The organism is Saccharopolyspora kobensis, from assembly GCF_900108315.1.
GTDB classification, from domain to species: Bacteria; Actinomycetota; Actinomycetes; order Mycobacteriales; family Pseudonocardiaceae; genus Saccharopolyspora; species Saccharopolyspora kobensis.
This window is the reverse complement of sequence record NZ_FNVB01000002.1, coordinates 101837-124244: the sequence shown is the minus strand read 5'-3', so window position 1 is coordinate 124244 and position 22408 is coordinate 101837. Positions and strand designations below refer to the sequence as shown.

Genomic DNA, 22408 nt, shown 5'->3' with positions numbered 1-22408 from the left:
CGGCGGCTACGGTGTCCGGCATGGACAGCGTGGACGGGATCCGGGACAGGTTGCGGGAGTTCGCGGCGGCGCGGGACTGGGAGCAGTACCACACGCCCAAGAACCTCGCGATGGCCCTGAGTGGGGAGGCCGGCGAGCTGGTCGCCGAGCTGCAGTGGCTCGACGGTGCCCCGGGGCCGGTGGAGGGGCCGCTCAAGGAGCGGTTGGCCGACGAAGCGGCGGACGTCCTGCTCTACCTGATCCGGCTGGCCGACGTCGCCGGCATCGACCTCGTCAAAGCCGCCAACGCCAAGATCGACCGCAACGAGACGCGGTTCCCCCCGGCCACCTGAGCCCGGTGGCCGGGGTAGCAGCACACCCGTTTCAGCGGCTCGCGTCCGTCGGGGCGAGGGTTTCCGCCGACGCCTGCCGCGGCACGCCGGAAGGCTGAGGTTCCGGCGCGGTCGCTCGTTCCGCGGACGTCCGGTCGGCGAGGACCTGGCGGGCTCTGGTGATGTCGAGGGCTCCGTCCCACTTGGCGATCGCCAGGGTCGCCACCGCGTTGCCGTAGAAGTTGACCAGCGCCCGGCACTCGGACATGAACTTGTCGATGCCGAAGATCAGCATGATGCCCGCCGCGGGGACGGTGCCGATGGTCGACAGCGTGGCGGTCAGGGCGATGAAGCCGCCGCCCGCCACGCCGGCCGCGCCCTTCGAGGTGAGCAGCATGACCGCGAGCAGGCCGAGCTGCTGGCCGACGCTCAGCGGGGTGTTGGTGGCCTGGGCGATGTAGACGGCGGCCAGGGAGAGGTAGATCGCCGCACCGTCGAGGTTGAAGCTGTAGCCCGTGGGGACCACCAGGCCCACCGTGGTGCGGTCGGCGCCCATGAAGGTCATCTTCCGCATCAGGCCGGGCAGCGCCGGTTCGGCGGTGGAGGTGCCGAGGACCAGGAAGAACTCGTCCTTGAGGTAGCGGAACAGCTGGAAGATGTTGAGCCGGACGTAGAGCGCTAGGAAGCCGCCCAGGACGACCACCACGAACAGGATCGAGGTGGCGTAGAACAGCGCGATCAGCGAACCGAGGCTGGTCAGGGTGGACAGCCCGAACGCCCCGACCGCGTAGGCCATCGCGCCGAAGGCGCCGAGCGGGGCGGCTTTCATCACGAAGCTCAGCACCTTGAACACGACCTCGGTCAGGCGCCTGACGCCCGCGGCGATCGGCTCGCCGATCGGGCCGACAGCCTTGATCGCGATGCCGAAGAGCACGGCCAGGAAGATGATCTGCAGGATGTCGCCTTCGGCGAAGGCGCCGAAGAAGCTCTCCGGGACCAGATGGGTGAAGAACTCCCACCAGTGCTGGGTTTCGCCGGACTCGATGTACTGCTGCGCGCTCCCGCTGGCCTGGATCTTCGCCGGGTCGGCGTTGACGTCTTCGCCGAGCCTGACGAGGTTGATCGCGACGAGTCCGATCACCAGCGCGACGATGGTGCCGACCTGGAAGTAGGTCAGCGCTTTGAGACCGGTGAGCCCGACCTTCTTCAGGTCGGCGACGCCGGCGATCCCGCCGATGATGGTGAGGAAGACGATCGGGCCGATGAGCATCTTCATCGCGGCGATGAAGGTCGTCCCGATCGGTTGCATCGCCTCGCCGAGACCGGGCCACCGCCAGCCGAGCAGGACGCCGATGGCGATCGCGACCAGGACCTGGACGTAGAGCTGCCGGTACCAGGGTTTCGCACCGGATCTCCCGGGCGGCAGCGGTTTCTGTGCGGTCTGCGTCATTGCATTCTCCTGCACGTGGTTCGAGCGGGCGTTCTCAGCGGCGGGTGGTGTCACCCGGAGATCGGTGCGGTGACGAGGAATTCGGCGGCGATCCGCTCGCCGATCCGTTCCAGCAGCGGTTCGGGTTCGCGCAGGCAGCGGCCGACGTCGGCTTCGACCTCGGTGAGCGCGAAGGCCGCGGTGAAGCCCGCCGCGGCGAGCTCCGCAGGGGCGAGCTGGTTGCGCCCGGCGACCGCGACGACGGGTGCTCCGGCTGCGCGGGCGGCCGCGGCGACTCCGGCGGGTGCCTTGCCGCGCAGGGTCTGGCGGTCCAGCGATCCTTCTCCGGTGATCACCAGGTCCGCGCCCGCGAGTTGCCCGGCGAACCCGGTCAGTTCGAGGACGAGCTCGATCCCGGAGCGCAGCTGCCCGCCGAGGGCCAGCAGCGCGAATCCGGCTCCGCCCGCCGCACCGGCGCCGGGGTGGTCCGAAACCGCCGTGCCGGTGGCGCTTTCCAGCAGCCCGGCCCAGCGGCCGAGAGCGGATTCGAGTTCGGCGATCGCGCTCGCGTCGGCACCCTTCTGCGGCCCGTAAACCGCGGCGGCGCCGTTCGACCCGAGCAGGGGATTGTCGACGTCGCAGGCCGCGACCAGCCGGGCGGCGTCCGGCCCGGTGAGACGCGGGTGCAGACCGCTGAGGTCGACTGCGCGGACTTCGGTGAGCGGCGCGGCCCGGTTCGCCCGGTCGAGCAGCCGGCCGCCGAGCGCCGCCACGAGGCCCGTTCCGCCATCGGTGGTCGCGCTGCCGCCGAGTCCTACGACGACGGTGCGGTGGCCCGCGTCGAGGGCGGCGGCGATCACGCGTCCGGTGCCGTGCGAAGACGCTGCCAGCGCGGTGACGGGTGCGGGCTCCGGGACCCGGCTCAGGCCGGAAGCGTCGGCGAGCTCCACGATCGCGACGCCGTCGCGGTGGACGTAGCCGGACTCGACCGGACGCCCGAGCGGATCCGCGGCCTCGACCGGGCAGCGGGTGAACCCCGCTGCCTCGAACGCATCCAGGGTGCCTTCACCGCCATCGGCCACGGGTTGTTCGCGAACCGCGGGGCGGGAGTGGTGGCGCCGCAGCCCGCGGGAGAGCGCGGCGGTCGCGCGTGTCGCGTCGATGGAGCCCTTGAACGAGTCGAGAGCCACGACCACCCTGTGCATGCATCCTCCTCGCCGGAGCGAACGTGGGCACCACAGTGACCGCGGACGCATCGCGCCGTCCAAGAGAAAGTTGCTACGAGACTGATAGGTTCCGCTGATCAATGGGCTCCGACCTGCTCAGATGCGGGTTCCGTCCGAGGTGGAGGAGAGTGCGCCCGTGGATGTGCGCCAACTCGAGTACTTCCTGGCGATCGTCGATCACGGCGGTTTCGGCAAGGCGGCGCAAGCGCTGCACGTCGCCCAGCCCTCGCTGTCCCAGGCCATCGCCGGCCTGGAGCGCGAGCTCGGGGTGCAGCTGTTCCACCGGATCGGCAGGGGCGCCGTGCTCAGTAACGCGGGCACCGAGCTGATCGGCCCGGCCCGGCAGGTCATCCGCGACCTGCGCACGGCCCGGTCGACGATGGACTGGGTCAAGGGAGCTCGCCGCGGCCAGGTCGAACTGGTGACGATGCCCTCGCCGGGCATCGAGCCCCTCGGCACGCTGACCCGCCTGTTCGCCCAGCAGCACCCGGGCGTCACGGTCGGCGCCGATGCCGCCTTCACGCCCGAGGAAGTGGTGCGGAAGGTCGAGCAGGGCGCGAGCGAGCTCGGGCTGGTCGGAACGCCCGGCCCGCTGCAGGCCCCGGGCTTGGACGTGCTGCCCCTGGAAGCCCAGGACTTCGTCCTGGTCGGGGCACCGGACGCGGACTTCCCGAGCGGCGACCCCGTCCTGCGCTCGGCGCTGACCGGTGCGCGCCTGATCGTCTCGCCGCCCGGCAGCCTCATGCGGCAGATCGTCGACGAGGTGCTGGCCGCCGGTGCGGACCTGCAGATCGTCGCCGAGGTGGCGCACCGCACGTCCATCCTCCCGCTGGTGATGCACGGCGTCGGCCTGGCGGTGCTGCCCTCCGCGTGGGCTCCGCTGGCCCGTCGCGCGGGCGCCCGAGTCGCCCGCATCGACCCTCCGGCGCAACTGCACGTCGCCCTGCTCAGCCGGTCGGCCCCGCTGACCCCCGCGGCGCGCGCCTTCCTCGCCGTGGCCCGCTCCTACCGGCCCGCGGACCACCTGGCGGCGGAACGTGACCAGCCGGGATAAGCAGAACCTATGAATGGCATCGCGAATGCGTGTTGGACGCCCCGAGCCCCGCCGGGCTTCACTCGGGGCACCAGCACCGAGACCAGGGGAGTCGTTCGATGTCAGCTCAGCCCACGACCAGCACCTTCAAGATCGCGGCGGTCCCGGCCGACGGGGTGGGGACCGAGGTCGTCGCAGCCGGGCGCGCGGTGCTCGACGCGCTGGCCGCGGGATCGGGCGGTGCGTTCGCCTTCGACTGGACCGAATTCCCGTGGGGCTGCGGATATTACGAGCGCACCGGCCGCATGATGGACGAGGACGGGCTGGAGCGGCTGCGGGAGTTCGACGCCATCTACTTCGGTGCCGTCGGCTGGCCGTCGGTGCCCGACCACACCAGCCTCTGGGGGCTGCGGCTGAAGATCTGCCAGAACTTCGACCAGTGGGCCAACATCCGGCCGGTGCACTTCCACCCCGGCATCACCTCGCCGCTGCGCAAGGCCGACCACATCCCGCTGGACTGGGTGGTGGTCCGCGAGAACAGCGAAGGCGAGTACGCGGGCCTCGGTGGCCGCAACCTCTCCGGTCGCGGCCCGGGCAACGAGGTCGCGCTGCAGACCGCGCTGTTCACCGAGCGCGGCTGCGAGCGGATCATCCGGTTCGCCTTCGACCTGGCCCGCACCCGGACCCGGAAGAAGGTCTCGTCGGTCACCAAGAGCAACGCCCAGCAGTACGGCATGGTCCTGTGGGACGAGACGTTCGCCCGCGTCGCCGCCGACTACCCGGACGTCGAGACCGAGAGCGTGCTGGTCGACGCGATGTCGGCGAAGTTCGTGCTCAAGCCGGAGGACCTCTCGGTCGTGGTGGCCTCCAACCTCAACGCCGACATCCTGTCCGACCTCGGTTCGGCGCTAGCGGGCAGCCTCGGCCTGGCCGCCAGCGCGAACCTGAACCCGGAGCGCCGGTTCCCGTCGATGTTCGAACCCGTCCACGGCTCCGCGCCGGACATCGCGGGTCAGGGCCTGGCCAACCCGATCGGTGCGATCGGCAGCGCGGCGCTCATGCTCGACCACTTCGGACTGGTCGACGAAGCCGCTCGCGTGCACAAGGCCATCGAAGCCACCACGGCCGCCGGTGTCCTGACCCCGGACGTCGGCGGTACCGCCACGACCGACGAGGTCGTCGCCTCGATCATCGACCACCTCTGAGGAAGTCGTGAGTGCGCAGCAGCGCTCGAACGCTGTTGCGCACTCACGACTCACTTGCGCTGCCCGCGCTGCTCGCGGAGGCGCGCTGCTTCCGCCTTCTGCTCGGCCTTGTCCTTGATCCGAGCGGCTTCCCGCTTGACCTCGGCCTGGGTGGCGCGCTCCTGCTGGAGCCACTCCGGGTCCTGCTCCTTGAGCTCGTTGATCTGCTCGGTGGTGAGCGGGTCGGTGATGCCCGCGCGGGTCAGGCCGCCGATGGAGATGCGCAGCCTCGCCGCCACGACCTGGCGGGGGTGCGGGCCGTTGCGGCGCAGCTCGCGGAGCCACTCGGGCGGATCTGTCTGCAGCGCGTTGAGCTCGTCGCGCGAGACGACACCCTCCTGGAACTCCGCGGGGGTGGCTCCGAGGTACACGTTCAGCTTCTTCGCCGCGGTCGCGGGCTTCATCGTCTGGGAGGTCGGGCGCGACTTCATGCCCTCCAGGGTATCGACCGCATGCGCACCACCTGCGCAGACGCCCGGTAACCTGGGCCGCGTGACTGGATCGGCCGAGCAGCCCTCGTTCACGCTCGCCTACGTGGCGGGTGTGACGCCCGGCAAGTGGGCGCGCAAGTGGGCGGAGCGGGTGCCCGACGTGCCGCTGGAACTGCTCCAGGTGCCCGCGGCCGACGCCACCGCCGCGGTGCGGAACGGTGACGCCGACATGGTGCTGCTGCGGTTCCCGGCCGACCGCGAGGGACTGCACGCGATCCCGCTCTACACCGAGACGACCGTGGTGGTGGTCCCGAAGGACCACGTGGTGGCCGCGGTCGACGAGGTCTCCGGCGAGGACCTCGCCGACGACGTCGTCCTGCACCCGCTCGACGACACCCTCGACTGGGAGCGCCCGCCGGGCCGGCCGGCGATCGAGCGCCCGGCCACCACCGGGGACGCCATCGAGCTGGTGGCGGCCGGGGTGGGACTGCTCGTGGTCCCGCAGTCGCTGGCCCGCCTGCACCACCGCAAGGACCTCACCTACCGCCCGCTCACCGACGCCCCGCAGTCGCGCGTCGCGCTGTCCTGGCCGGAGGAGGAGACCACCGACCTGATGGAGCAGTTCATCGGGATCGTGCGCGGCCGGACGGTCAACAGCACCCGCGGCCGCCCGCCGACACCTCCGCAGGAGAAGCGCAAGCGCCCGGCCGAGGCCAAGAAACCGGCCGCCCGCCCGCGCGCGGGCAACCCGCGGGGCGGCAAGCGCGGGAAGCCGCGCCGCCGCTCGTAGCCGTCAGCGGTCGAAGCTGGCGAAGTAGGCGGCGGCCATGTCCTCGCCGCCGTGCCCCAGCTCGGCGGCGCGGTGGAAGCGCTGCGCCGCGGCCTCGGCGACGTCGAGCCGCACACCGTGCTCCCGGCCGGCCTGCACGATCAGCTCGGCGTCCTTCGCGGCGGTGGTCACGGCGAAGCTCGGCGGGCTCAGCCGGTCCTCGAGGATCGCCCGGCCCTTCGCGTGCAGGTAGCCCATGTCCAGCGCGCCGCCGCTGATGACGTCGAAGAAGCCCTGCGGGTCCACGTCCAGGCCCTTGGCCAGCGCGAGCGCCTCACCAGCGGCGTTGGTGACGGCCAGCACCCAGCTGTTGGCCACGAGCTTGAGCTTCGTGGAGCTCGCCGCGGCACCGTCCTCGCCGGTCCACACCGTGCGGGAGCCGATGGCTTCGAACACCGGCGTCACCGCATGCCTGCTCTGGCTCGGCCCGGCGGCGAGCACGACGAGCGTGCCCTCCTCCGCGGGCTGGCGGGTGCCGAGGACCGGAGCGTCGAAGAAGACGAGCTGCTGCTCGCGGGCCAGCGCGGCCAGTTCGCCGATGGCCCCGATCCCGACGGTGGTCGACTGCACCCACGCGGTGCCGGGACCGGCCCCGGCTTCCCGCATGACGTCGAGCACCGCCGCACCGTCGTGCAGCATCGTGACGACGACGTCGGCGCCTTCGACGGCCTCGGCCGGGGTGCCCGCGACGTGCACGCCGTCGGCGGCCAGCGGTTCGGCCTTCGCCCGCGTGCGGTTCCAGGTGCGCACGGTGTGACCGGCGCGAGCGAGATTGCGGGCCATCGCGGTGCCCATGATCCCCGTGCCGAGCACGCTCGTGATCATGATGTCCTCCTCGTTTTCGCAGTCTCCTGCCGCCGGGCGAGCAGCAGGTCAGGGTCGGGCCTCGACGCGGGCGAGGCCGTCGAGCGTCGCGGCGATGATCTGGCGCTGGGCCTCGGCCCGGCTGGTGGTGGGCTGCCCGTCGCCGGATTGCGGGCCGTAGTCGCCGAAGTGCGCGTGGATGGCGCCGGGGACGGCGACGAACTCGGTGTCCGCCGGCAGCGGCGCCTGCCGGACCGCGTCGGGATCGGACAACCCGTCGCGGGTGCCGTAGATCGAGGTGACGTCGAGGTCGCGGACCTCGACGTCGGGGTAGGACGCCCACAGCAGCAGGCCCCGCACCCGGTCGGGGTGGCTGTTGGCCAGCCGGGCCGCGGCGGGGCCGCCGAGCGAATGCCCGCCTGCCACCCAGCGCTGTGCGCGGCCGAAGGCCTGCTCGCCCTGGCCGGATTGCAGGATCGCCATGCCCAGCGGTGGTTTGAGCACGACCACCGGGTACCCGGCCTCGGCCACCTGGCGCAGCAGCGGCAGGTAGGCGCGGGAATCGACGCGGGCTCCCGGGTGGAACACCAGCCCGGTGCCGCGGTGCCGTCCGCTGGGGATCAGCTCGATCTCGGTGGCGCGGTCCACGACGGTGACCGCCGCGTCGCTGCGCATCTCCTGCTGCGCGGCGGGCGTGGCGGCCAGCGGACGGGCGTAGATCAGGACCGCGCACGCGATGGCTGCGGTCAGCACGGCCAGAGAAGGCGTGATCCAGCGGCGGAGCGGTGCGGAGGGCATGGTCCGGGAGGTTTTCGTCCGGTGGTGCGTAGGGTCTGCGGCGTGGTGACGCGTCGTTGGTTCCGGGCCGGGTTGTCGGCGATCGTCCTGGCCGTGGTGGCCGCGATCGGCGTCGGCGCGTGGGAGCCGGTCGCCGCGATGCACCCGGCTTACGCGACGGTCCTGGTCGTGACCGGCGCGGTGGCGCTGATCGGCGTGGTCACCGGTCTGCGGCAGCGGTGATCCCATGCTACGCCACTGATCGTCACCCCAGCCCGGGCAGCACGAGCACCAGCCACAGCGCGGCCGGGACGACGGCGACGATGACCGCGCCGTAGAGCATGAGCTGCCGGAAGAACGCGTCGCGGTCGACTCCCTTGGCGTTGGCGAGCACGATCGCGCCGTTGGTGGAGAACGGGCTGACGTCGACCACGGTGGCGGCGATCGCCAGCGCGGTGATCATGCCGATCGCGCCGATGCTGCCGGTCTGCAGGAACGGAACGGCCAGCGGGATGAGCGCGCCCATGAGGCCCACCGACGAGGCGAAGGCCGAGACGATCGCGCCGATGTAGCAGAGCAGGAGCGCGGCGAGCAGCGGGACGCCGATGCCCGCCACGGAGTTGCCCACGTAGTCGATCGTGCCCATCTCCCGCAGCACGCCGACGTAGGTGAGCACGCCGCAGATCAGCAGCACGGTCGGCCACGCGACCTCGCTGGGCGCCTGCTTGCACATCTCGGGGGAGAGCACGCTCAGGACGACGGAGATGGTCATCGCCACGAGCCCCACGTCCAGGCCGAACCCGAGCGTGGTGACCACCAGGACGACCAGGCCGGTCAGCGTGAGCACCCGGTCGCGGTCGAGGCGGAGCTCCTCGGCGGGTTCCGCACCGGCGTCGCCGGTTCCCGCGCCGACGGTGACCAGCTGCTCGTCCGCGGCGCGCAGCCGCAATCCGCCGAAGACCACGAACACGACGGCGGCGATCGCCGCGTTGACCACGAGGCTGCCCAGGAACAGCACGACCGGATCACCCGGCAGCCCGCTGCGCTCCACCACGCCGTTGACGATGCTGCCGTAGATGCTGATCGGGGAGAAGCTGCCCGCCTGCGTGCCGTGCACCACCATCGCGCCCATGAGCAGCGGGTTGATCCGGTACTGCGCCGCGAGGTTCAGCGCGATCGGCGCGACGATGGCGGCCGCCGCCGGGCTGACGGCCCCGATGGCGGTCAGCACCGCGCCGATGCCGAACATCACCCACGGGATCAGCGCGATCCGCCCGCCGACCAGCCGCACGGCCTGCCGCACCAGCCAGTCCGTGGTGCCGTTGGCCCGCGCGATGGCGAACAGGAACGTGACGCCGACCAGGACGACGAACAGGTCACCGGGGAACCCGGCGAAGATGTCGTCCTCGGACATCCCGCCGACCAGGGTGCCGACCAGGAACGCCGCGGCGAAGGCCAGCAGGCCCATGCTGACCGACAGCGTCGTGGTGATGACGAACGCGGCGACCAGCACCAGGATCGAGATCAACTCGGGCGGCACCATTGCCTCCTTGCCGAGCGGGGCGCCGGCACCTCGGGATGTGGTGCGTGGCACAGTGGCTGATTGGCCAGGCCACTTTCAGCGATCAGATCCCTGAAGTCAAGACCCGAATGGCCAACTGGCTCAGCCAGTGCTGCGCGGGAGCCGAAGTGTCCCGATCCGCGGGGATGTCGGACGCCACCGGTATGACTGGGCATGACCGTGAGCGCGCACGGCTTGACGAGAGGAATGTCGGAACATGCCCCCGCACATCCCTGATTCGCACCTCACCTCCCGGCAGGCGGTGAACCGCGTGCGCCTGCTCCTGGAAGGTGCCGGGCACATCGTCGAAGAGGTCTCCGGGACCAGTGATTTCGGTGAGGACCTGCGGGTGACGTTCGGAGCGAAGAGCAGGAGGACTCCGTACACGGTCGCGATCCAGGTCAAGGGCGGTCGTTCCCACCGGCGGAAGTACGGGTACTGCGTCCGCGTCGGCAAGCACGGCGACAACTGGGCGGAAACCAACATTCCGGTCGCCTGCGTCGTGCACGACCCCGACGTGGACGGGCTCTTCTGGACGAACGCCAGCCGTGAGCTCCGCCATGCGAAGCTCACGATGACCAGCCTGGCCTCGCTGCGCATTCCTGGCGATGCGCATCTCAACGAGGAGACCCTGCCCGGGTTCGTCGGCGAGATGCGCGGCTACATCGACGGATCGAGGGGCATCGACCGTGCTGTTGAAGAGCTCTGCGGAGTACGCGTCGGGCCGAGGGACTACGTCGCCTACGCGCCGAACATCCACGGAGAGCAGATGGTCTTCATCCAGCGGTGGGAAGCGGAACGCTCACTGCTTCTCCACGTCGATCTCGATTGGCAGCCGATCGAGATCACCAAGGAGGACTTGCTCATGCCCGGAACGGACGAGCACAGACGGCGCATACCTCACGAGATGCTCCGCAACACGCCGTTGATCGGAGACATCATTCTGGACATGAACGAAGCGATCTGGATCATGTCGTGCTTCATGAACAGCGAGTGGCACAGCCCTCGGCGGGACTCCTGACCGGAATCGGCGGTCGAGCCACGCTCCCGTGGTCCGGCTCGGACCTGGCCGAACCGCAGGGCTTGTAGCGCAGGGCCTCCGGGCAGGCGGCTCACCGCTCGCCGCGGGCGGCCGACAGGTGCGCCTTCGCCGCTTGCTCCAGGTGCACGAGGTCGCAGGACACGGTGGCGTAGGTGTAGCCCTGTGCGAGGCGGTGCGCGGCGACTTCGCCGCTGGGGGTGTGGATGCCCGCCGCGATGCCGGCGTTGGCGGCGGCCTCGGCGATCTTCGCCAGCGCCGCTTCGAAGGCGTCGTCCACGGCGGGGTCGGACGCGGTCGCGCCGCCCACGGCCAGCCGCAGGTCGGCCGGGCCGACGTAGATGCCGTCGAGGCCCGGCGTCGCGCAGATCCCGGCGACGTTCGCCAAGCCCTCCGGGGTCTCGATCATCGCCAGGACCAGCACCGATTCGTTCGCCTCGGCGGGATCGGGTCCCACCCGCAGCTCGCTGCGCATCGGGCCGTAGGAGCGGCGGCCTTCCGGCGGGTAGCGCGTGGCGCGCACCGCCGCCGCGGCGTCCTCGGCGGTGTCGACCAGCGGCACGATGATGCCGGTCGCGCCCGCGTCGAGCACCCGGCCGATGGCGAACGGATCGTTCTGCTCGACGCGCACCACGGCGGCCGACGTCGCGCCCGCGTCGATGGCGAGCATCGCGTTGCGGATGCCGGTGGAACCGAGCATGCCGTGCTGGGCGTCGACCACCACGTAGTCGTAGCCGAGGCGGGCCAGGCGCTCGGTGGCGATCGGGTCGTCGAGCACGACCCAGTAGCCGACGGCCTGCCTGCGGCCGCGGACGTGGCGGGCGAACTCGAGTGCGTTCACGGACTGTCCTCCTGGTCCCCGGGCCGCGCCCGGGCTCGCGCGCCGGTACCTGGTGGTTCGGAACGCTGGCATAGTTGCGCGCAATGCGCAATATGGATAGCGTGAATTGCGCAGAATGAGCTGCGAGGAGGCGTGCATGGGAGCGCCGGGTTCCGGCGGGATGTTCCGCAGGTTCCTGACGTGCCGGTGCCGTGGGGGAGCCGCCGAGTCGGGGATCTTCACGATCATGAGTGCGCGTTTCGCGCAAAAACGGGAAAACCGATTCGACCCGTTCGCGGCCAGCCGACGCGACCTCCAGGAGGCACAGTGAGTCCCTCGCCCGTCATAGCCGTCACCATGGGAGACGGGGCAGGTGTCGGCCCCGAAGTCGTGGTCGGCGCGCTCGCCGACGCCGCCGTGCACGAGCTGTGCCGCCCGCTGGTCGTCGGCGACGCCCGCCGCCTGCGGGAAGCGGCCCGGCTGCGCGGTGCGGCGGTCGACGTCGTCGCGGTCGGCTCCGCGGCCGAGGCGCGCTTCGGGCCCGGCCGCATCGATGTGCTCGATCTCGGCCTGCTGCCGGAGGACCTGCCGTGGGGCGAGCTGAGCGCGGTCGCCGGTGAAGCGGCCTACCAGTACGTGCGCGTCGCCGCGGAACTCGCGGTCGCCGGTGAGGTGCAGGCGATCTGCACCGCCCCGCTCAACAAGGAGGCGCTGCACGCCGCGGGGCACCTCTTCCCGGGGCACACCGAGCTGCTCGCCGCGCTGACCGGCACCGAGGAGGTGTCGATGATGCTGTCCACGCCGAAGATCAAGGTCATCCACGTGACCACGCACATCGGGCTGATCGACGCCATCGCCCGGATCGAGCCCGGCCTGGTGGCGCGCACCGTTCGCCGCGGCTACGAGGCGATCCGCGCCTCGGGCGTCGACGCGCCGGTCGTCGGCGTCTGCGGGATCAACCCGCACGCCGGGGAGAACGGGTTGTTCGGCGCGGGCGAGGAGGAGGAGAAGATCGTGCCCGCGCTGGAGCAGCTGCGCGCCGAGGGCATCGACGCGCGCGGCCCGCTGCCCGCCGACACCGCGTTCTTCCTCGCCGGCCGCGGTGACTACGACCTGATCGTCGCGATGTACCACGACCAGGGGCACGCGCCGGTCAAGGTGCTGGGCATCGAGGCGGGCGTCAACATCACCGTGGGCCTGCCGGTGATCCGCACGTCGGTGGACCACGGCACGGCCTTCGACATCGCCGGAACCGGCGCGGCCGACGTCGGTAGCATGATCGAGGCGCTGCGCCAGGCCGCGGACCTGGCGCCGGTTTCCGTCAGCTGAAAGGGACGTCGAGTGCCCCGCGATTCCAAGCTCCGCCGGGAGGCCATCGTCCAGCTGGCCACCACCACCGGGCTGACCGGTGTGGACGAGTTGTCCGCCCACTTCGGCGTCACCGCGTCGACCATCCGGCGCGACCTCGCCCAGCTGGAGCGGGCGGGCGCGCTGGCCCGCACCTACGGCGGTGCGATGGCGATCGTCGCGCACCCCGAGGCGAGCCTGCGCCAGCGCGTCGGCGAGGAGTTCGAGGCGAAGCGGGCCATCGCCCGCTGGGCGGCCCGGCAGCTCAGCGCGGGTGAAACGGTGCTGCTCGACGCGGGTTCGACCACCGGCGCGCTGGCCCACGAACTGCGCGGCGGACCGGCGCTGACCGTGGTGACCACCGGCATGACGGCCCTGCAGGAGCTCTCCGCCTCCGAGGAGGTCACCGTGGAGTGCCTCGGCGGTGTCCTGCGCCCGAAGAGCCAGGGCTTCATCGGCCCGCTGGCCGAAGCGGCGCTGGAGCGCCGCACCTTCGACCGGGTCTTCCTCGGCGCCGACGGCGTCACGGCCGAGGACGGCATCTGCGAGGCCGACATCCGCCAGACGCGCCTCAAGGAGCTGATGGCGCGCCGCGGCGACCACGTGTACGTCCTGGTCCACGCGGCCAAGATCGGTCGCCGGCCGTTCCACGCCTGGGCCCCGCTCCCTCCGAAGTGGACATTGGTCACGGATGAGACAGCGGACGAATCGGACCTGAAGCCCTTCCGCGCCAAGGACATCCGGGTCGTCCTCGCCGACGAGCACGGCAACGACGTGTCGCAAGGAACAACACCGAAAAACAGGTGAGAACCGACGCGCGGTGGGCCATACTCGAGCAGGCGTTGATCGGGTGTGGCTGGAAGGACGACGATGACCACCATGAGCCGGGCTTACCTGCAAGCGGCGCAGGCGGCGGTGGAACTGCTCCGGGACCCCGCGGTCGCCGCGGTGTGGGACCGGCCCAGCGCGCTGCCGGAGTTCAGCGTCCGCGGGCTGGCCGGGCACCTGGGCTCCCAGGTCCTGGGCGTCTCTCGGGTGCTGGCCAAGGAGCCGGTCACCGAGCGGCCGTTCTCGCTCACCGAGTTCTACGCCGCCGCCGAGGCGTTCCACACCGGCACCGATTCCGACGTCAACGTCCGGATCCGCGACATGGGCGAGGAGTTCGCCGCCCGCGGTGCCGAGGCGCTGGCCGCCGAGGTCGCCTCGGCGGTCGAGGGGCAACGCACCGCGCTGCCCGCTGAGGCCAGCGACCGGGTGGTGTCCTTCGGCGGTCGGCCGGTGCGGCTGGCGGACTTCCTGCTGACGCGCATGATGGAGATCGCGGTGCACTCCGACGATCTCGCCCACAGCGCGGGAATCGAGACGCCGGAAGTCCCGGAGGAAGTCCTCGAACCGGTGCTCGCGCTGCTCGCCAAGCTCGCCGTCGTGCGCCACGGGCAGACCGCGGTGCTGCGCGCGCTGAGCCGCGCCGAACGCGCGCCGAGCACCATCGCGGCGGTCTGATCGAGGCCTGGTCGGCTCGAACGCGCACGTCATCGGCCGTTGTCGACTTCGGACGTACGGCTCCGCCGCGGGCGTACGTCCGAAGTCGTGGTCGGTGAGCGTCGCTGCGCGGACGATTTCGGCGACTCCGCTCCGTAGCGTTCCGGGAGTCAGGAAGTTCAGCTGTCCGGGACTCTTCCCCGGACCTCTCCCGGAGTTCGGATGGACAACAGCAGAGCCGGATTCATCGTCTCGACGGTCTACCTCTGGATCGCGGTGGTCGCCTTCGGCGGGATCCTCGCCGAGACGATCATCATCTATCCCAACGTGTTCCACGACGTCCCGGCATCGCTGGGCACGTCGGTGGAGTTCATGGTGGCGGCCGGGCCCGCCGATTTCTTCCCGCCGCTGGGCGCGCTGACCGTGGTCGCCGCGTTCACCGCGCTGGCCGTGCTGCGGCCCGCGCGGAAGTGGGTGGCGGCCGGCCTGGTTTCGCTGCTGCTCGGCGAGTTCCTGTTCTCCGCGCTGTTCTTCTGGCCGCGCAACGACGTGATGTTCGAGGAGGGCGCAGCGGTGCACTCCGCGGAGGTCCTCCGGCAGACGGCGTGGGAGTTCGAGACCGGCCACTGGGTGCGGCTGGCGATGAGCCTGCTCACCGCGGTGCTCGCCTTCGCGGCCTTCGTCCGCTACCAGGAACACCGCCGCGGAGCGCTGCGGTGAACGGGACGAAGCTGTCCGCGCTCGGCATCATCGGACTGGCGGCGCTCGGCGTTCCGCGCGTGATCGCGCACGACCTGCGCCTGGTGGGCCCGGTGGTCAACGCCCTGCTGGTTTTCGTGCCGATCGCCGTGTGGTTGCTGTACGTGCTGTGGCGGCGGGTGCCGAACCCGTTCCGCACCCTGCTCGGCATCGGTTTCGCCTACGGGCTCATGCTCGCCGTGGCGCACCAGCTGCTGTGGGAGCACGCCTACGCCGGGAATCCGCCGAGCCTGGGCGGTAATCTCGCCGGAATCCTGCCCGGAACCGCCGAAGTCGTGCTGATGCGCGGTTTCGCGTTCGTCAGCAGCGTCGCGACCGGCACGGCGGTGGGCGCGGCCCTGGGAGCAGTCGGCTGGGGGCTCGCGCGCCTGATCCCCGGTCACTCGCCGGAGAAGAGGTGATCGCATGACGGCGGCTGGGGAGCGGTCCGCACGGGTGGTCGATCTGCTGCTCGGCACTGCTGTGCTCGTGGTCGTCGGCACCGCCGTCGCCGCCAACGTCGGTACCGGCACCGAGCAGCCGAGCCCGGCCGCCTACGCGTTCGCGATCGTGCTCGCGGCGGTCGTGCTCGTCCGCCGCCGGTGGCCGGTCGCGACGCTGGTCGTCACGGCGGTGATCCTGATCGTCTACTACATGAGCGGTTACCCGCCGATCGGGCTGGCCGTGCCGCTGGCCGCCGCGCTGTACTCCGCCGCCGAGCAGGGGAAGCTCCGCGCCGCGGCGGCGATCGGCGGATCGCTGCTGGTGCTCTCCACGCTGGTGCGCATCCGGCAGGGCGACGACCTGGCTTACCTGCTCGGCTTCGAGTTCGCGACGACGGCGTGCCTGATGGCCGCCGTCGTCGCGCTCGGCGACAGCGTTCGCTCCCGGCGCGGCTGGCGGGCCGAACTGGCCGAGCAGGCCCGCATCGCCGAGCTGGAGCGCGAGCGGGAAGCGGGGCGCCGGGTCGAGCAGGAACGCCTGCGCATCGCACGGGATCTGCACGATCTGCTCGCCCACACCATCTCGGTGATCTCGCTGCACACCGACGTGGCGCGGGAGGCGGTCCGCGACGATCCGACCACCGCCGAGAAGTCGCTGGTCGCCGTCCGGACCGCGTGCAGCGGTGTGGTGCGCGAACTCCGCGCGACGTTGCAGGCGTTGCGCCGGGAACCGGCCGACATCCAGCCCGCCGGGCTGGCGCAGTTGCGCTCGTTGACCGACGCGGCGGCCGAAACCGGGCTGGCCGTGGACGTCGTGATCACCGGTGAGCCCCGGACGCTCCCGGTGGTCGTCGACACCACGGCCTACCGGGTGATCCAGGAAGCGCTGAGCAACGTCCTGCGCCACGCCGACGCCTCCTCGGTGACCGTGGGATTGGCGCACGGCGCCGACGTGCTCGAAGTCCGCGTCGAGGACGACGGCCGCGGTGCCACGCCGGAATCGCTCGCGAGCGGAGCTGCCGGATGGGGCATCATCGGGATGCGCGAGCGGCTCGCGCTGCTCGGCGGCCGACTGGACGCAGCACCGCGCTCCCCGCGCGGAACAGCGGTCGTGGCCACGATTCCGCTGGAGGAAACCGGATGATCCGCGTGGTGCTCGTCGACGACAAGTACCTCGTCCGCGAAGGACTCCGGGGGCTGCTGGAGCGCGCCGAGGACATCACCGTGGTCGGCGAGGCCGCCGACGGCGACTCCGGACTCGCCGTCGTGCGCCGCGAGCGACCGGACGTGGTCCTGATGGACATCCGGATGCCCGGCGGCGACGGGTTGGCCGCCACCCGCCGGATCCTCGCCGACCCGGCCCTGCCGGAGGTCCAGGTCGTCCTGCTGACCACCTTCGACACCGATGAGCACGTGTTCGACGCGATCCGCGCCGGGGCGGCCGGTTTCCTGCTCAAGGACACCGGCCCCGACGACCTGCGCAACGCGGTCCGCGTCGTCGCACGCGGCGATGCGCTGCTCTCACCGTCCGTCACGCGGCGCGTGATGCGGGCAGCGGCGCTGGGCGAACCCGCCCGCCGCGGCGAGCTGATCGAGGGGCTGACCGACCGGGAGCGGGAGATCCTCGCCAAGGTCGGCGCCGGGCTGGCCAACGCCGAGATCGCCGAGCAGCTGTTCATCAGCCCGGCGACGGCGCGAACCCACGTCAGCCGGCTGCTCGCCAAGCTCGGTGCCCGCGACCGCTCGCAACTCGTCGTGCTCGCCTACGAAACCGGCCTGGTCACCCCGGGCGGCGAGCCCCGATGACGCCGAAACCGTCGGTTGCCGGACACCGCGTTGGATAGGATCTGGCGCATGACGTCCGAAGTGCCCGAGTCCGTCCGCAGGGAAATGCGCGCCTCCAACGCCGACCGCGATGCGGTGGTGCAGCGCCTCCAGGAAGCCGCGGGCGAAGGGCGCATCGACCTCACCGAGCTGACCGAGCGGGTTGACCTGGCGCTGGCGGCCAAGACCTACGCGGACCTGGAACCGCTCACCGCCGACCTGCCGTCCGGGCGCACCGCGGATCCGGGCAAACCGCTGTTCCTCAAGGGAGGCCTGCACGGCGCGTCGCGGACCGGCCGCTGGCAGGTGCCCGCGCAGATCACCGCGCACGGCGGGATGGGCGGCGTGAAGCTCGACTTCACCCAGGCCGATTGCCGGCTGCCGCTGGTCGAGCTCGAAGCGCACGGCCAGATGGCCGGGGTCACCATCATCATCCCCGAGGCCTGGTCGGCGGAGACCGACGAGGTGGACCCGGGCCTGGGCGGCCTCAAGGACAAGACCACGCCCGACCGCCACCCCGGAGCGCCCCTGATCCGCCTCACCGGCTCGGGCGGAGCGGCAGGAGTGGTGATCCGCCACCCCAACGGCTGGGAACGCCGAAAGCTCCGCCGCGGCCGCTGACCGTCCACAGCGGACGGAGGTGGTCACCGCATCGTCGACCACTCGAGGTCGGCGGCGTGCAGGTCGTGCGGGCGGCGGGCGGCGAGGGACGCGAAGAGGAACTGCACGAGGCTGAAGAACAGCAGCGCCGTCAGCGCCCAGTCCGTGGTCGTCGCGACGTCGGTGAGGGCGCCCATCAGCGCCGGGCCGAGTGCCGCGAGCAGGTAGCCGTAGCCCTGGGTCATCGCCGACAGCCGCGTCGTCTCGCCGCTGCCGGTGGTGTGCGCCGGGATCGCCGCCATGGCCGGGGCCAGCGCCGACATGCCCACGCCCAGCAGGCCGGCCCACAGCACCGGCTCGGAGTTCGGGGCGACGAGGAGCCCGAGCAGCCCGATCCCGCCGCTCCCGGTGGTCAGGACCATCCAGGTGCCGATGTACCGGGCGTTGCGGTAGCAGGAAGCGGTGATGATCGCCGAGGAGACGATGCTGACCACCAGCGTGCCCGCGCTGAGCGCGGCGGCGTGACCCGGGCCGATGCCGGTGGTCCGGAGCAGGACCGGCTGCCAGGACAGCAGGGACAGGGCTTGCAGGGACTGCAGGCCCATGAACATCGTCAGGTACCAGGCCCGGGCGCTGCGCAGCAGGGAGCGGCGGCCGCGGGAGATCGTCGGGGCCGGGGTGCGGGCCGCGGAGGACTGGGAGAGCGGCGACCACAGCAGGAGCGCGGCCACCACCGGCAGGATCCAGAAGCCCAGCCCGGTGCGCCAGCCGCCGATCTCGGTCAGCCACGGCGTGGTCGCGGTCGCGGTGGCGGCTCCGGCGCCGATCACGCTGGCCGACAAGGTGGTGAGCGCCGCGGCGTGCGGGCCGCCGACCTGCTGGCAGACCGCGGGCAGCAGGACCTGCAGACCGCCGATCGCGCAGCAGGCCAGGACGGTGCCCGCGAGCAGCAGCCACTGGCCGTGGGCGATGCGGACCGCCTGGCCGGCCATCAGGACGCCGAGGAACACCACCGCGCTGGTCATCGTGCCCATGCGGCGGCGGAGGAACGGCACGAGGAACGTCGTCGCGGCGATGCAGAGGCAGGGCAGCGCGGTGAGCACTGCGACCGCCGCAGTGCCCAGCCCCAGCGCGGCGCGGAGCTCGGGCAGCGCCGCGCCGACCGCCGTCACCGCCGTCCGGGCGTTGAACGCGGCCACCACGATCGCCGCGATCGCCAGCACCCGCCATCGCAGCGGCGGTGCCTGGGTCGGCACCACGCGGCTGATCGGCAGCGTCTGCTCGGTGGCGGTCGCGACAGAGGTGGACATGCGCTTTTCCCATGCCTGGCTGGCGGATTTCGGCGTCGGCGCGAGATGTTCGCTGCGCCGGATGCGACGGCGGGACCGATGGGTCCCGGTACGGGATGATCATAGGGGTGCCCGCCCGGCGGCGATCTCCGGCCCGACGATCCACTGTGGATGTGCTGTGCTACCGGATTCCGCGGTGCCGCACGCGCATCCGGGCCGGGCGTCCACCCCGTGCTGGCGATCGGGGCGCCGGACAAGTTAGCCTTGCCTAACGGAGTGGTGGATCCCCGGCGAGTTGAGGAGTCCGATGACGACTTACCTGACCGTGACCAGCGCGGAACTGGTGACGCCCTGCCTGCGGCGGGTGTGGTTCCGCAGCGACGACCTGTCGGCGTTCGCCGGCAGCGACCACACCGACAGGTACGTCAAGCTGATCTTCCCGAAGCCGGGCGCGACCTACCCGGACCCGATCGACGTCCGGGCGCTCCGCGGCGTGCTGCCCGACGAGCAGCTGCCGGACGTGCGCACCTTCACCGCGCTGTTCCCGGACGTGGCCGACGGCACGATGGCGATCGACTTCGTGCTGCACGGCGACGAAGGCGTCGCGGGTCGCTGGGCGGCGAAGGCCGCACCGGGCGACCGGCTGATGGTCAACGGCCCCGGCGGCGCCTACCGGCCCGACCGGGCGGCCGACTGGCACCTGCTGGTGGGCGACGAGACCGCGCTCCCGGCGATCACGGCGGCGCTGGCCGACCTGGAGCCGGACGCCGTGGTCCGGGCCATCGTGCTGGTCGATTCCGCGGCGCACGAGCCGAAGCTGGACATCCCGGCGCGCGGCGAGCTGACCTTCCTGCACCGCGACGAGGTCGGCGCTGACGGCGTCCTCGAAGCCGCGGTGCGCGAGCTGGACTGGCTGCCGGGCCGAGTGCACGCGTTCGTGCACGGCGAAGCGCACGAGGTGATGCGCCGGATCCGCCCGTACCTGTTCCGCGAGCGCGGCCTGGCCCGAGACCAGGTGTCGATCTCGGGCTACTGGCGCCGCGGCCGCACCGAAGAGGGCTTCCGCGAGTGGAAGGCGGAACTCGCCCGTGCCGAGGGCCGCTGATCGACGCGGCGGCGGGAAGCGCCAGTTCCCGCCGCCGACGCACACCATGCCCGCGGAAGAGCTGAGTCAGCAGCCGAATGCTGTCTGGTTGCTGCATGCGTTCACAGTCAACATGCAATATGCTGGATGCTAAGGTCTCCCGTAACTTGACGGGAGGTGTGCATGTCCGACAACACACTCGTTGCGGCGGCTGAGATTGCTCGGTTGGCGGGCGTCGGACGGGCTGCGGTGAGTAACTGGCGTCGGCGGTACCCGGACTTCCCGGAGCCGGTGGTTGGGTCGGGAGCCAATCCAGTTTTCCGGTTGAGTGACGTAAAGCAGTGGTTGTATGAGCAGGGGAAGTTGGTGCGCACCAGCACTCCTGGGCATTTGTGGCGGGTGCTGGAAGCGGGTTCGCGTGGTGACGAACTCGTAAGTTTAGTTGCAGACATTGCTCTCCATTTGCGGTCGCCAGATTCTGTGAAACTGCCGGAATGGGTTCTGGAATCGCTTTCTGCCGTTGCGGATGTGCAGTCGCCGGATGAATTGATTGAGTCGCTGGTGGCGTACTTGTTTCAGCGTCAGCAGCGGCAGCACTTGGTGACGCCAAGCGGTCTTGCGGAATTGATTCTGGCGCTTGCTGGCGGTCTTAATGGAACCGTACTTGATCCGGCGTGTGGTCCGGGAAACTTGTTGAATGCGGCAATCGGGTCCGGAGCTGGGGAGGTGGTAGGGCAGGAGGTCGACCCTGCCCTCGCGAGACTTGCGGCTGCGCGTTTAGGCGAACGCGATGCGGTGCGCATCGCGCAAGGTGATTCTCTCCTGGCTGATGGATTTGTTGGACTGGAAGCTGACGTTGTCGTATGCGATCCGCCGTTTGGCGTACGCCACTGGGGGCATGAAGAGCTCGGAGTCGACCGACGCTGGGTATATGGATTCCCGTCGAAGGGCGACCCTGAGCTGGCCTGGGTGCAGCACTGCCTCGCGCACGCCAAGCCTGGCGGAAGTGTGATCATTGCGATGCCGGCGAGTGTGGCCTCACGTCGGTCTGGCCGATCGGTTCGGCAGGCAATGCTTCGTGGTGGAGTGGTGCGCGGGGTCATTGAATTGCCGGCGGGTGTGCTGATGTCTACCGGAATTCCCATTCAGCTGTGGGTCCTGCGTAAGCCGGATTCTCCAGGTGTTGGTCCGATTCTGCTAATGGATGTAAGCCAGTACCGTCCGAAACGTCGTGGGCAGGTGGATTGGGTTTCGATTCGTGGCGATGTGCTGGAGGTGTGGCGTCAGTTCGAGGAGGACGGTGCTATTGAAGAGATTCCTGGTCGGCAGCGAACAGTGGAAGCCATCGAGCTGCTTGATGAGGATGTCGATCTTACACCAGCGCGACACCTGCCGACGCCGCCGAAAGTGATCGATCTGGCGGCTTTGCGGGAAACACGGGAGGAAATCCGCCGACTCCTTGCTGATCTTGAGGTGCGGTTGCCCAGGGCTGAGGAGGCGGAGCCGCAGGTTCGTTCAGTCCGGACAATCCAAGAACTAGCCCGAGCGGGGGCGCTGGAAGTGCGTCAGCAGCTACGTCCAGTGGACGGAGACGACGCGGCAGGAGGGCCGCTTGTGCTCTCCGGGCGGGACGTAGCGCTGGGCAAAGAACCCAGCATGCGGCTGGCTCCTGGCCAGAGCGGCTTTGTCGAGCTTCGGGCAAAGGATCTTGTGGTCCCGTTGATCAACGCCGACGATGGGCTGGTCAAGATCAGGGTGATGGATGCTGCGGGCTATGTACTCGGCGCGAACGCGCAGCTCATCCGGGTTGATGACAAGCAGTTGGATGTCTGGTTCCTGGCGGGGCAGCTTCGTTCTCGCAATGGGGGCCGAACCGGCAGTGTGACGGCCTCTGGTGTTCACCGTGTTGATGTGCGTCGGGTTGAGGTTCCCATGCTTGATTTAGAGGAGCAGCGGCGCCTTGGCGTGGCGTTTCGGAACCTGACTGAACTCGAAGACGGGCTTAGCCGCGCTGTGGATCTTGGTGTCGGTCTCGTGCAGGATCTGATCGATGGCCTGGCGGACGGCATTGTCAGTCCGGTGAACTGACTGAAACGT

Annotated in this window: 24 protein-coding genes; 16 read left to right on the top strand and 8 right to left on the bottom strand. The window is 70.7% G+C overall.

The features are described 5' to 3' along the window. Window positions 1–20 precede the first annotated feature (20 nt). Window positions 21–332, top strand: a complete 312-nt coding sequence (locus C4T78_RS00550; RefSeq protein ID WP_093346340.1) for a nucleotide pyrophosphohydrolase — start codon at window positions 21–23, stop codon at window positions 330–332. Window positions 333–363: 31 nt separating this feature from the next. Here the strand turns inward: C4T78_RS00550 and dctA are convergent, their stop codons facing one another. Together dctA and C4T78_RS00540 are read right to left on the bottom strand one after the other, a co-directional pair. Then, on the bottom strand, window positions 364–1761 hold the full coding sequence (dctA, locus tag C4T78_RS00545) for a C4-dicarboxylate transporter DctA (RefSeq protein ID WP_093346342.1): 1398 nt from the start codon (window positions 1759–1761) through the stop codon (window positions 364–366). Between the two features lie 50 nt (window positions 1762–1811). Beyond that, the gene (locus C4T78_RS00540) at window positions 1812–2945 is read right to left on the bottom strand and encodes a glycerate kinase (protein ID WP_093346345.1); all 1134 of its coding nucleotides are present in this window, start codon (window positions 2943–2945) and stop codon (window positions 1812–1814) included. Between the two features lie 157 nt (window positions 2946–3102). Between C4T78_RS00540 and C4T78_RS00535 the strand changes: the two genes are divergently transcribed. Together C4T78_RS00535 and C4T78_RS00530 are read left to right on the top strand one after the other, a co-directional pair. Then, the gene (locus C4T78_RS00535) at window positions 3103–4020 is read left to right on the top strand and encodes a LysR family transcriptional regulator (RefSeq protein WP_093346347.1); all 918 of its coding nucleotides are present in this window, start codon (window positions 3103–3105) and stop codon (window positions 4018–4020) included. A gap of 98 nt (window positions 4021–4118) precedes the next feature. Beyond that, on the top strand, window positions 4119–5204 hold the full coding sequence (locus C4T78_RS00530) for a tartrate dehydrogenase (RefSeq protein ID WP_093346350.1): 1086 nt from the start codon (window positions 4119–4121) through the stop codon (window positions 5202–5204). A 50-nt stretch (window positions 5205–5254) separates the two neighbouring features. Here C4T78_RS00530 and C4T78_RS00525 read toward each other — a convergent pair whose 3' ends face one another. Next, window positions 5255–5674 (bottom strand): DUF5997 family protein, encoded by a 420-nt coding sequence (locus C4T78_RS00525; protein WP_093346352.1) that lies wholly within the window; start codon window positions 5672–5674, stop codon window positions 5255–5257. Between the two features lie 61 nt (window positions 5675–5735). On the opposite strand from C4T78_RS00525, the gene C4T78_RS00520 reads away from it, so the two are divergent. Then, window positions 5736–6464 (top strand): LysR substrate-binding domain-containing protein, encoded by a 729-nt coding sequence (locus C4T78_RS00520; protein ID WP_235863005.1) that lies wholly within the window; start codon window positions 5736–5738, stop codon window positions 6462–6464. Window positions 6465–6467: 3 nt separating this feature from the next. On the opposite strand, the gene C4T78_RS00515 is transcribed toward C4T78_RS00520, so the two are convergent. Together C4T78_RS00515 and C4T78_RS00510 are read right to left on the bottom strand one after the other, a co-directional pair. Continuing rightward, on the bottom strand, window positions 6468–7328 hold the full coding sequence (locus C4T78_RS00515; protein ID WP_093346357.1) for an NAD(P)-dependent oxidoreductase: 861 nt from the start codon (window positions 7326–7328) through the stop codon (window positions 6468–6470). Window positions 7329–7376: 48 nt separating this feature from the next. After that, window positions 7377–8105, bottom strand: a complete 729-nt coding sequence (locus tag C4T78_RS00510) for an alpha/beta hydrolase (RefSeq protein WP_177247387.1) — start codon at window positions 8103–8105, stop codon at window positions 7377–7379. Between the two features lie 42 nt (window positions 8106–8147). On the opposite strand from C4T78_RS00510, the gene C4T78_RS36250 reads away from it, so the two are divergent. Then, the gene (locus C4T78_RS36250; RefSeq protein WP_143121793.1) at window positions 8148–8327 is read left to right on the top strand and encodes a hypothetical protein; all 180 of its coding nucleotides are present in this window, start codon (window positions 8148–8150) and stop codon (window positions 8325–8327) included. A gap of 22 nt (window positions 8328–8349) precedes the next feature. Here C4T78_RS36250 and C4T78_RS00505 read toward each other — a convergent pair whose 3' ends face one another. Beyond that, window positions 8350–9624, bottom strand: a complete 1275-nt coding sequence (locus C4T78_RS00505) for an SLC13 family permease (protein ID WP_093348385.1) — start codon at window positions 9622–9624, stop codon at window positions 8350–8352. A 238-nt stretch (window positions 9625–9862) separates the two neighbouring features. Between C4T78_RS00505 and C4T78_RS00500 the strand changes: the two genes are divergently transcribed. Then, the gene (locus C4T78_RS00500; protein WP_093346362.1) at window positions 9863–10666 is read left to right on the top strand and encodes a DUF4365 domain-containing protein; all 804 of its coding nucleotides are present in this window, start codon (window positions 9863–9865) and stop codon (window positions 10664–10666) included. Window positions 10667–10757: 91 nt separating this feature from the next. Here C4T78_RS00500 and C4T78_RS00495 read toward each other — a convergent pair whose 3' ends face one another. Then, window positions 10758–11525: an HpcH/HpaI aldolase family protein gene (locus tag C4T78_RS00495; RefSeq protein ID WP_218161439.1), complete on the bottom strand. Its 768-nt coding sequence runs from the start codon at window positions 11523–11525 to the stop codon at window positions 10758–10760. Window positions 11526–11831: 306 nt separating this feature from the next. Between C4T78_RS00495 and pdxA the strand changes: the two genes are divergently transcribed. The 8 genes from pdxA (at window position 11832) to C4T78_RS00450 (ending at window position 17959) form a co-directional block, all read left to right on the top strand. Continuing rightward, entirely contained in the window at window positions 11832–12833 is a 1002-nt protein-coding gene (gene pdxA / locus C4T78_RS00485; RefSeq protein WP_235863006.1) for a 4-hydroxythreonine-4-phosphate dehydrogenase PdxA, read from the top strand. A gap of 12 nt (window positions 12834–12845) precedes the next feature. Beyond that, window positions 12846–13658 (top strand): DeoR/GlpR family DNA-binding transcription regulator, encoded by an 813-nt coding sequence (locus tag C4T78_RS00480; RefSeq protein WP_093346369.1) that lies wholly within the window; start codon window positions 12846–12848, stop codon window positions 13656–13658. A gap of 63 nt (window positions 13659–13721) precedes the next feature. Next, window positions 13722–14354 (top strand): maleylpyruvate isomerase N-terminal domain-containing protein, encoded by a 633-nt coding sequence (locus C4T78_RS00475; RefSeq protein ID WP_093346372.1) that lies wholly within the window; start codon window positions 13722–13724, stop codon window positions 14352–14354. Between the two features lie 201 nt (window positions 14355–14555). Further along, entirely contained in the window at window positions 14556–15053 is a 498-nt protein-coding gene (locus tag C4T78_RS00470) for an anthrone oxygenase family protein (protein ID WP_093346374.1), read from the top strand. Continuing rightward, window positions 15050–15493 (top strand): hypothetical protein, encoded by a 444-nt coding sequence (locus C4T78_RS00465; RefSeq protein WP_177247388.1) that lies wholly within the window; start codon window positions 15050–15052, stop codon window positions 15491–15493. The genes C4T78_RS00470 and C4T78_RS00465 overlap by 4 nt, the downstream gene beginning before the upstream one ends. Before the next feature lie 4 nt (window positions 15494–15497). Continuing rightward, a complete protein-coding gene (locus tag C4T78_RS00460; protein ID WP_093346377.1) occupies window positions 15498–16658 on the top strand; it encodes a sensor histidine kinase in 1161 nt (386 codons plus the stop codon). After that, complete coding sequence (locus C4T78_RS00455; protein ID WP_093346379.1) at window positions 16655–17320, top strand: response regulator; 666 nt, start codon at window positions 16655–16657, stop codon at window positions 17318–17320. The genes C4T78_RS00460 and C4T78_RS00455 overlap by 4 nt, the downstream gene beginning before the upstream one ends. A gap of 48 nt (window positions 17321–17368) precedes the next feature. Further along, window positions 17369–17959 carry a DUF1707 SHOCT-like domain-containing protein gene (locus C4T78_RS00450; RefSeq protein WP_093346382.1) on the top strand — a complete coding sequence of 197 codons (591 nt, stop codon included), beginning with the start codon at window positions 17369–17371 and terminating at the stop codon, window positions 17957–17959. 23 nt (window positions 17960–17982) lie between these two features. Here the strand turns inward: C4T78_RS00450 and C4T78_RS00445 are convergent, their stop codons facing one another. Further along, a complete protein-coding gene (locus C4T78_RS00445) occupies window positions 17983–19248 on the bottom strand; it encodes an MFS transporter (protein WP_093346384.1) in 1266 nt (421 codons plus the stop codon). A 286-nt stretch (window positions 19249–19534) separates the two neighbouring features. On the opposite strand from C4T78_RS00445, the gene C4T78_RS00440 reads away from it, so the two are divergent. Together C4T78_RS00440 and C4T78_RS00435 are read left to right on the top strand one after the other, a co-directional pair. Continuing rightward, window positions 19535–20332: a siderophore-interacting protein gene (locus C4T78_RS00440; protein WP_093346387.1), complete on the top strand. Its 798-nt coding sequence runs from the start codon at window positions 19535–19537 to the stop codon at window positions 20330–20332. Window positions 20333–20677: 345 nt separating this feature from the next. Further along, a complete protein-coding gene (locus C4T78_RS00435; RefSeq protein WP_235863140.1) occupies window positions 20678–22399 on the top strand; it encodes an N-6 DNA methylase in 1722 nt (573 codons plus the stop codon). Window positions 22400–22408: the final 9 nt, after the last annotated feature.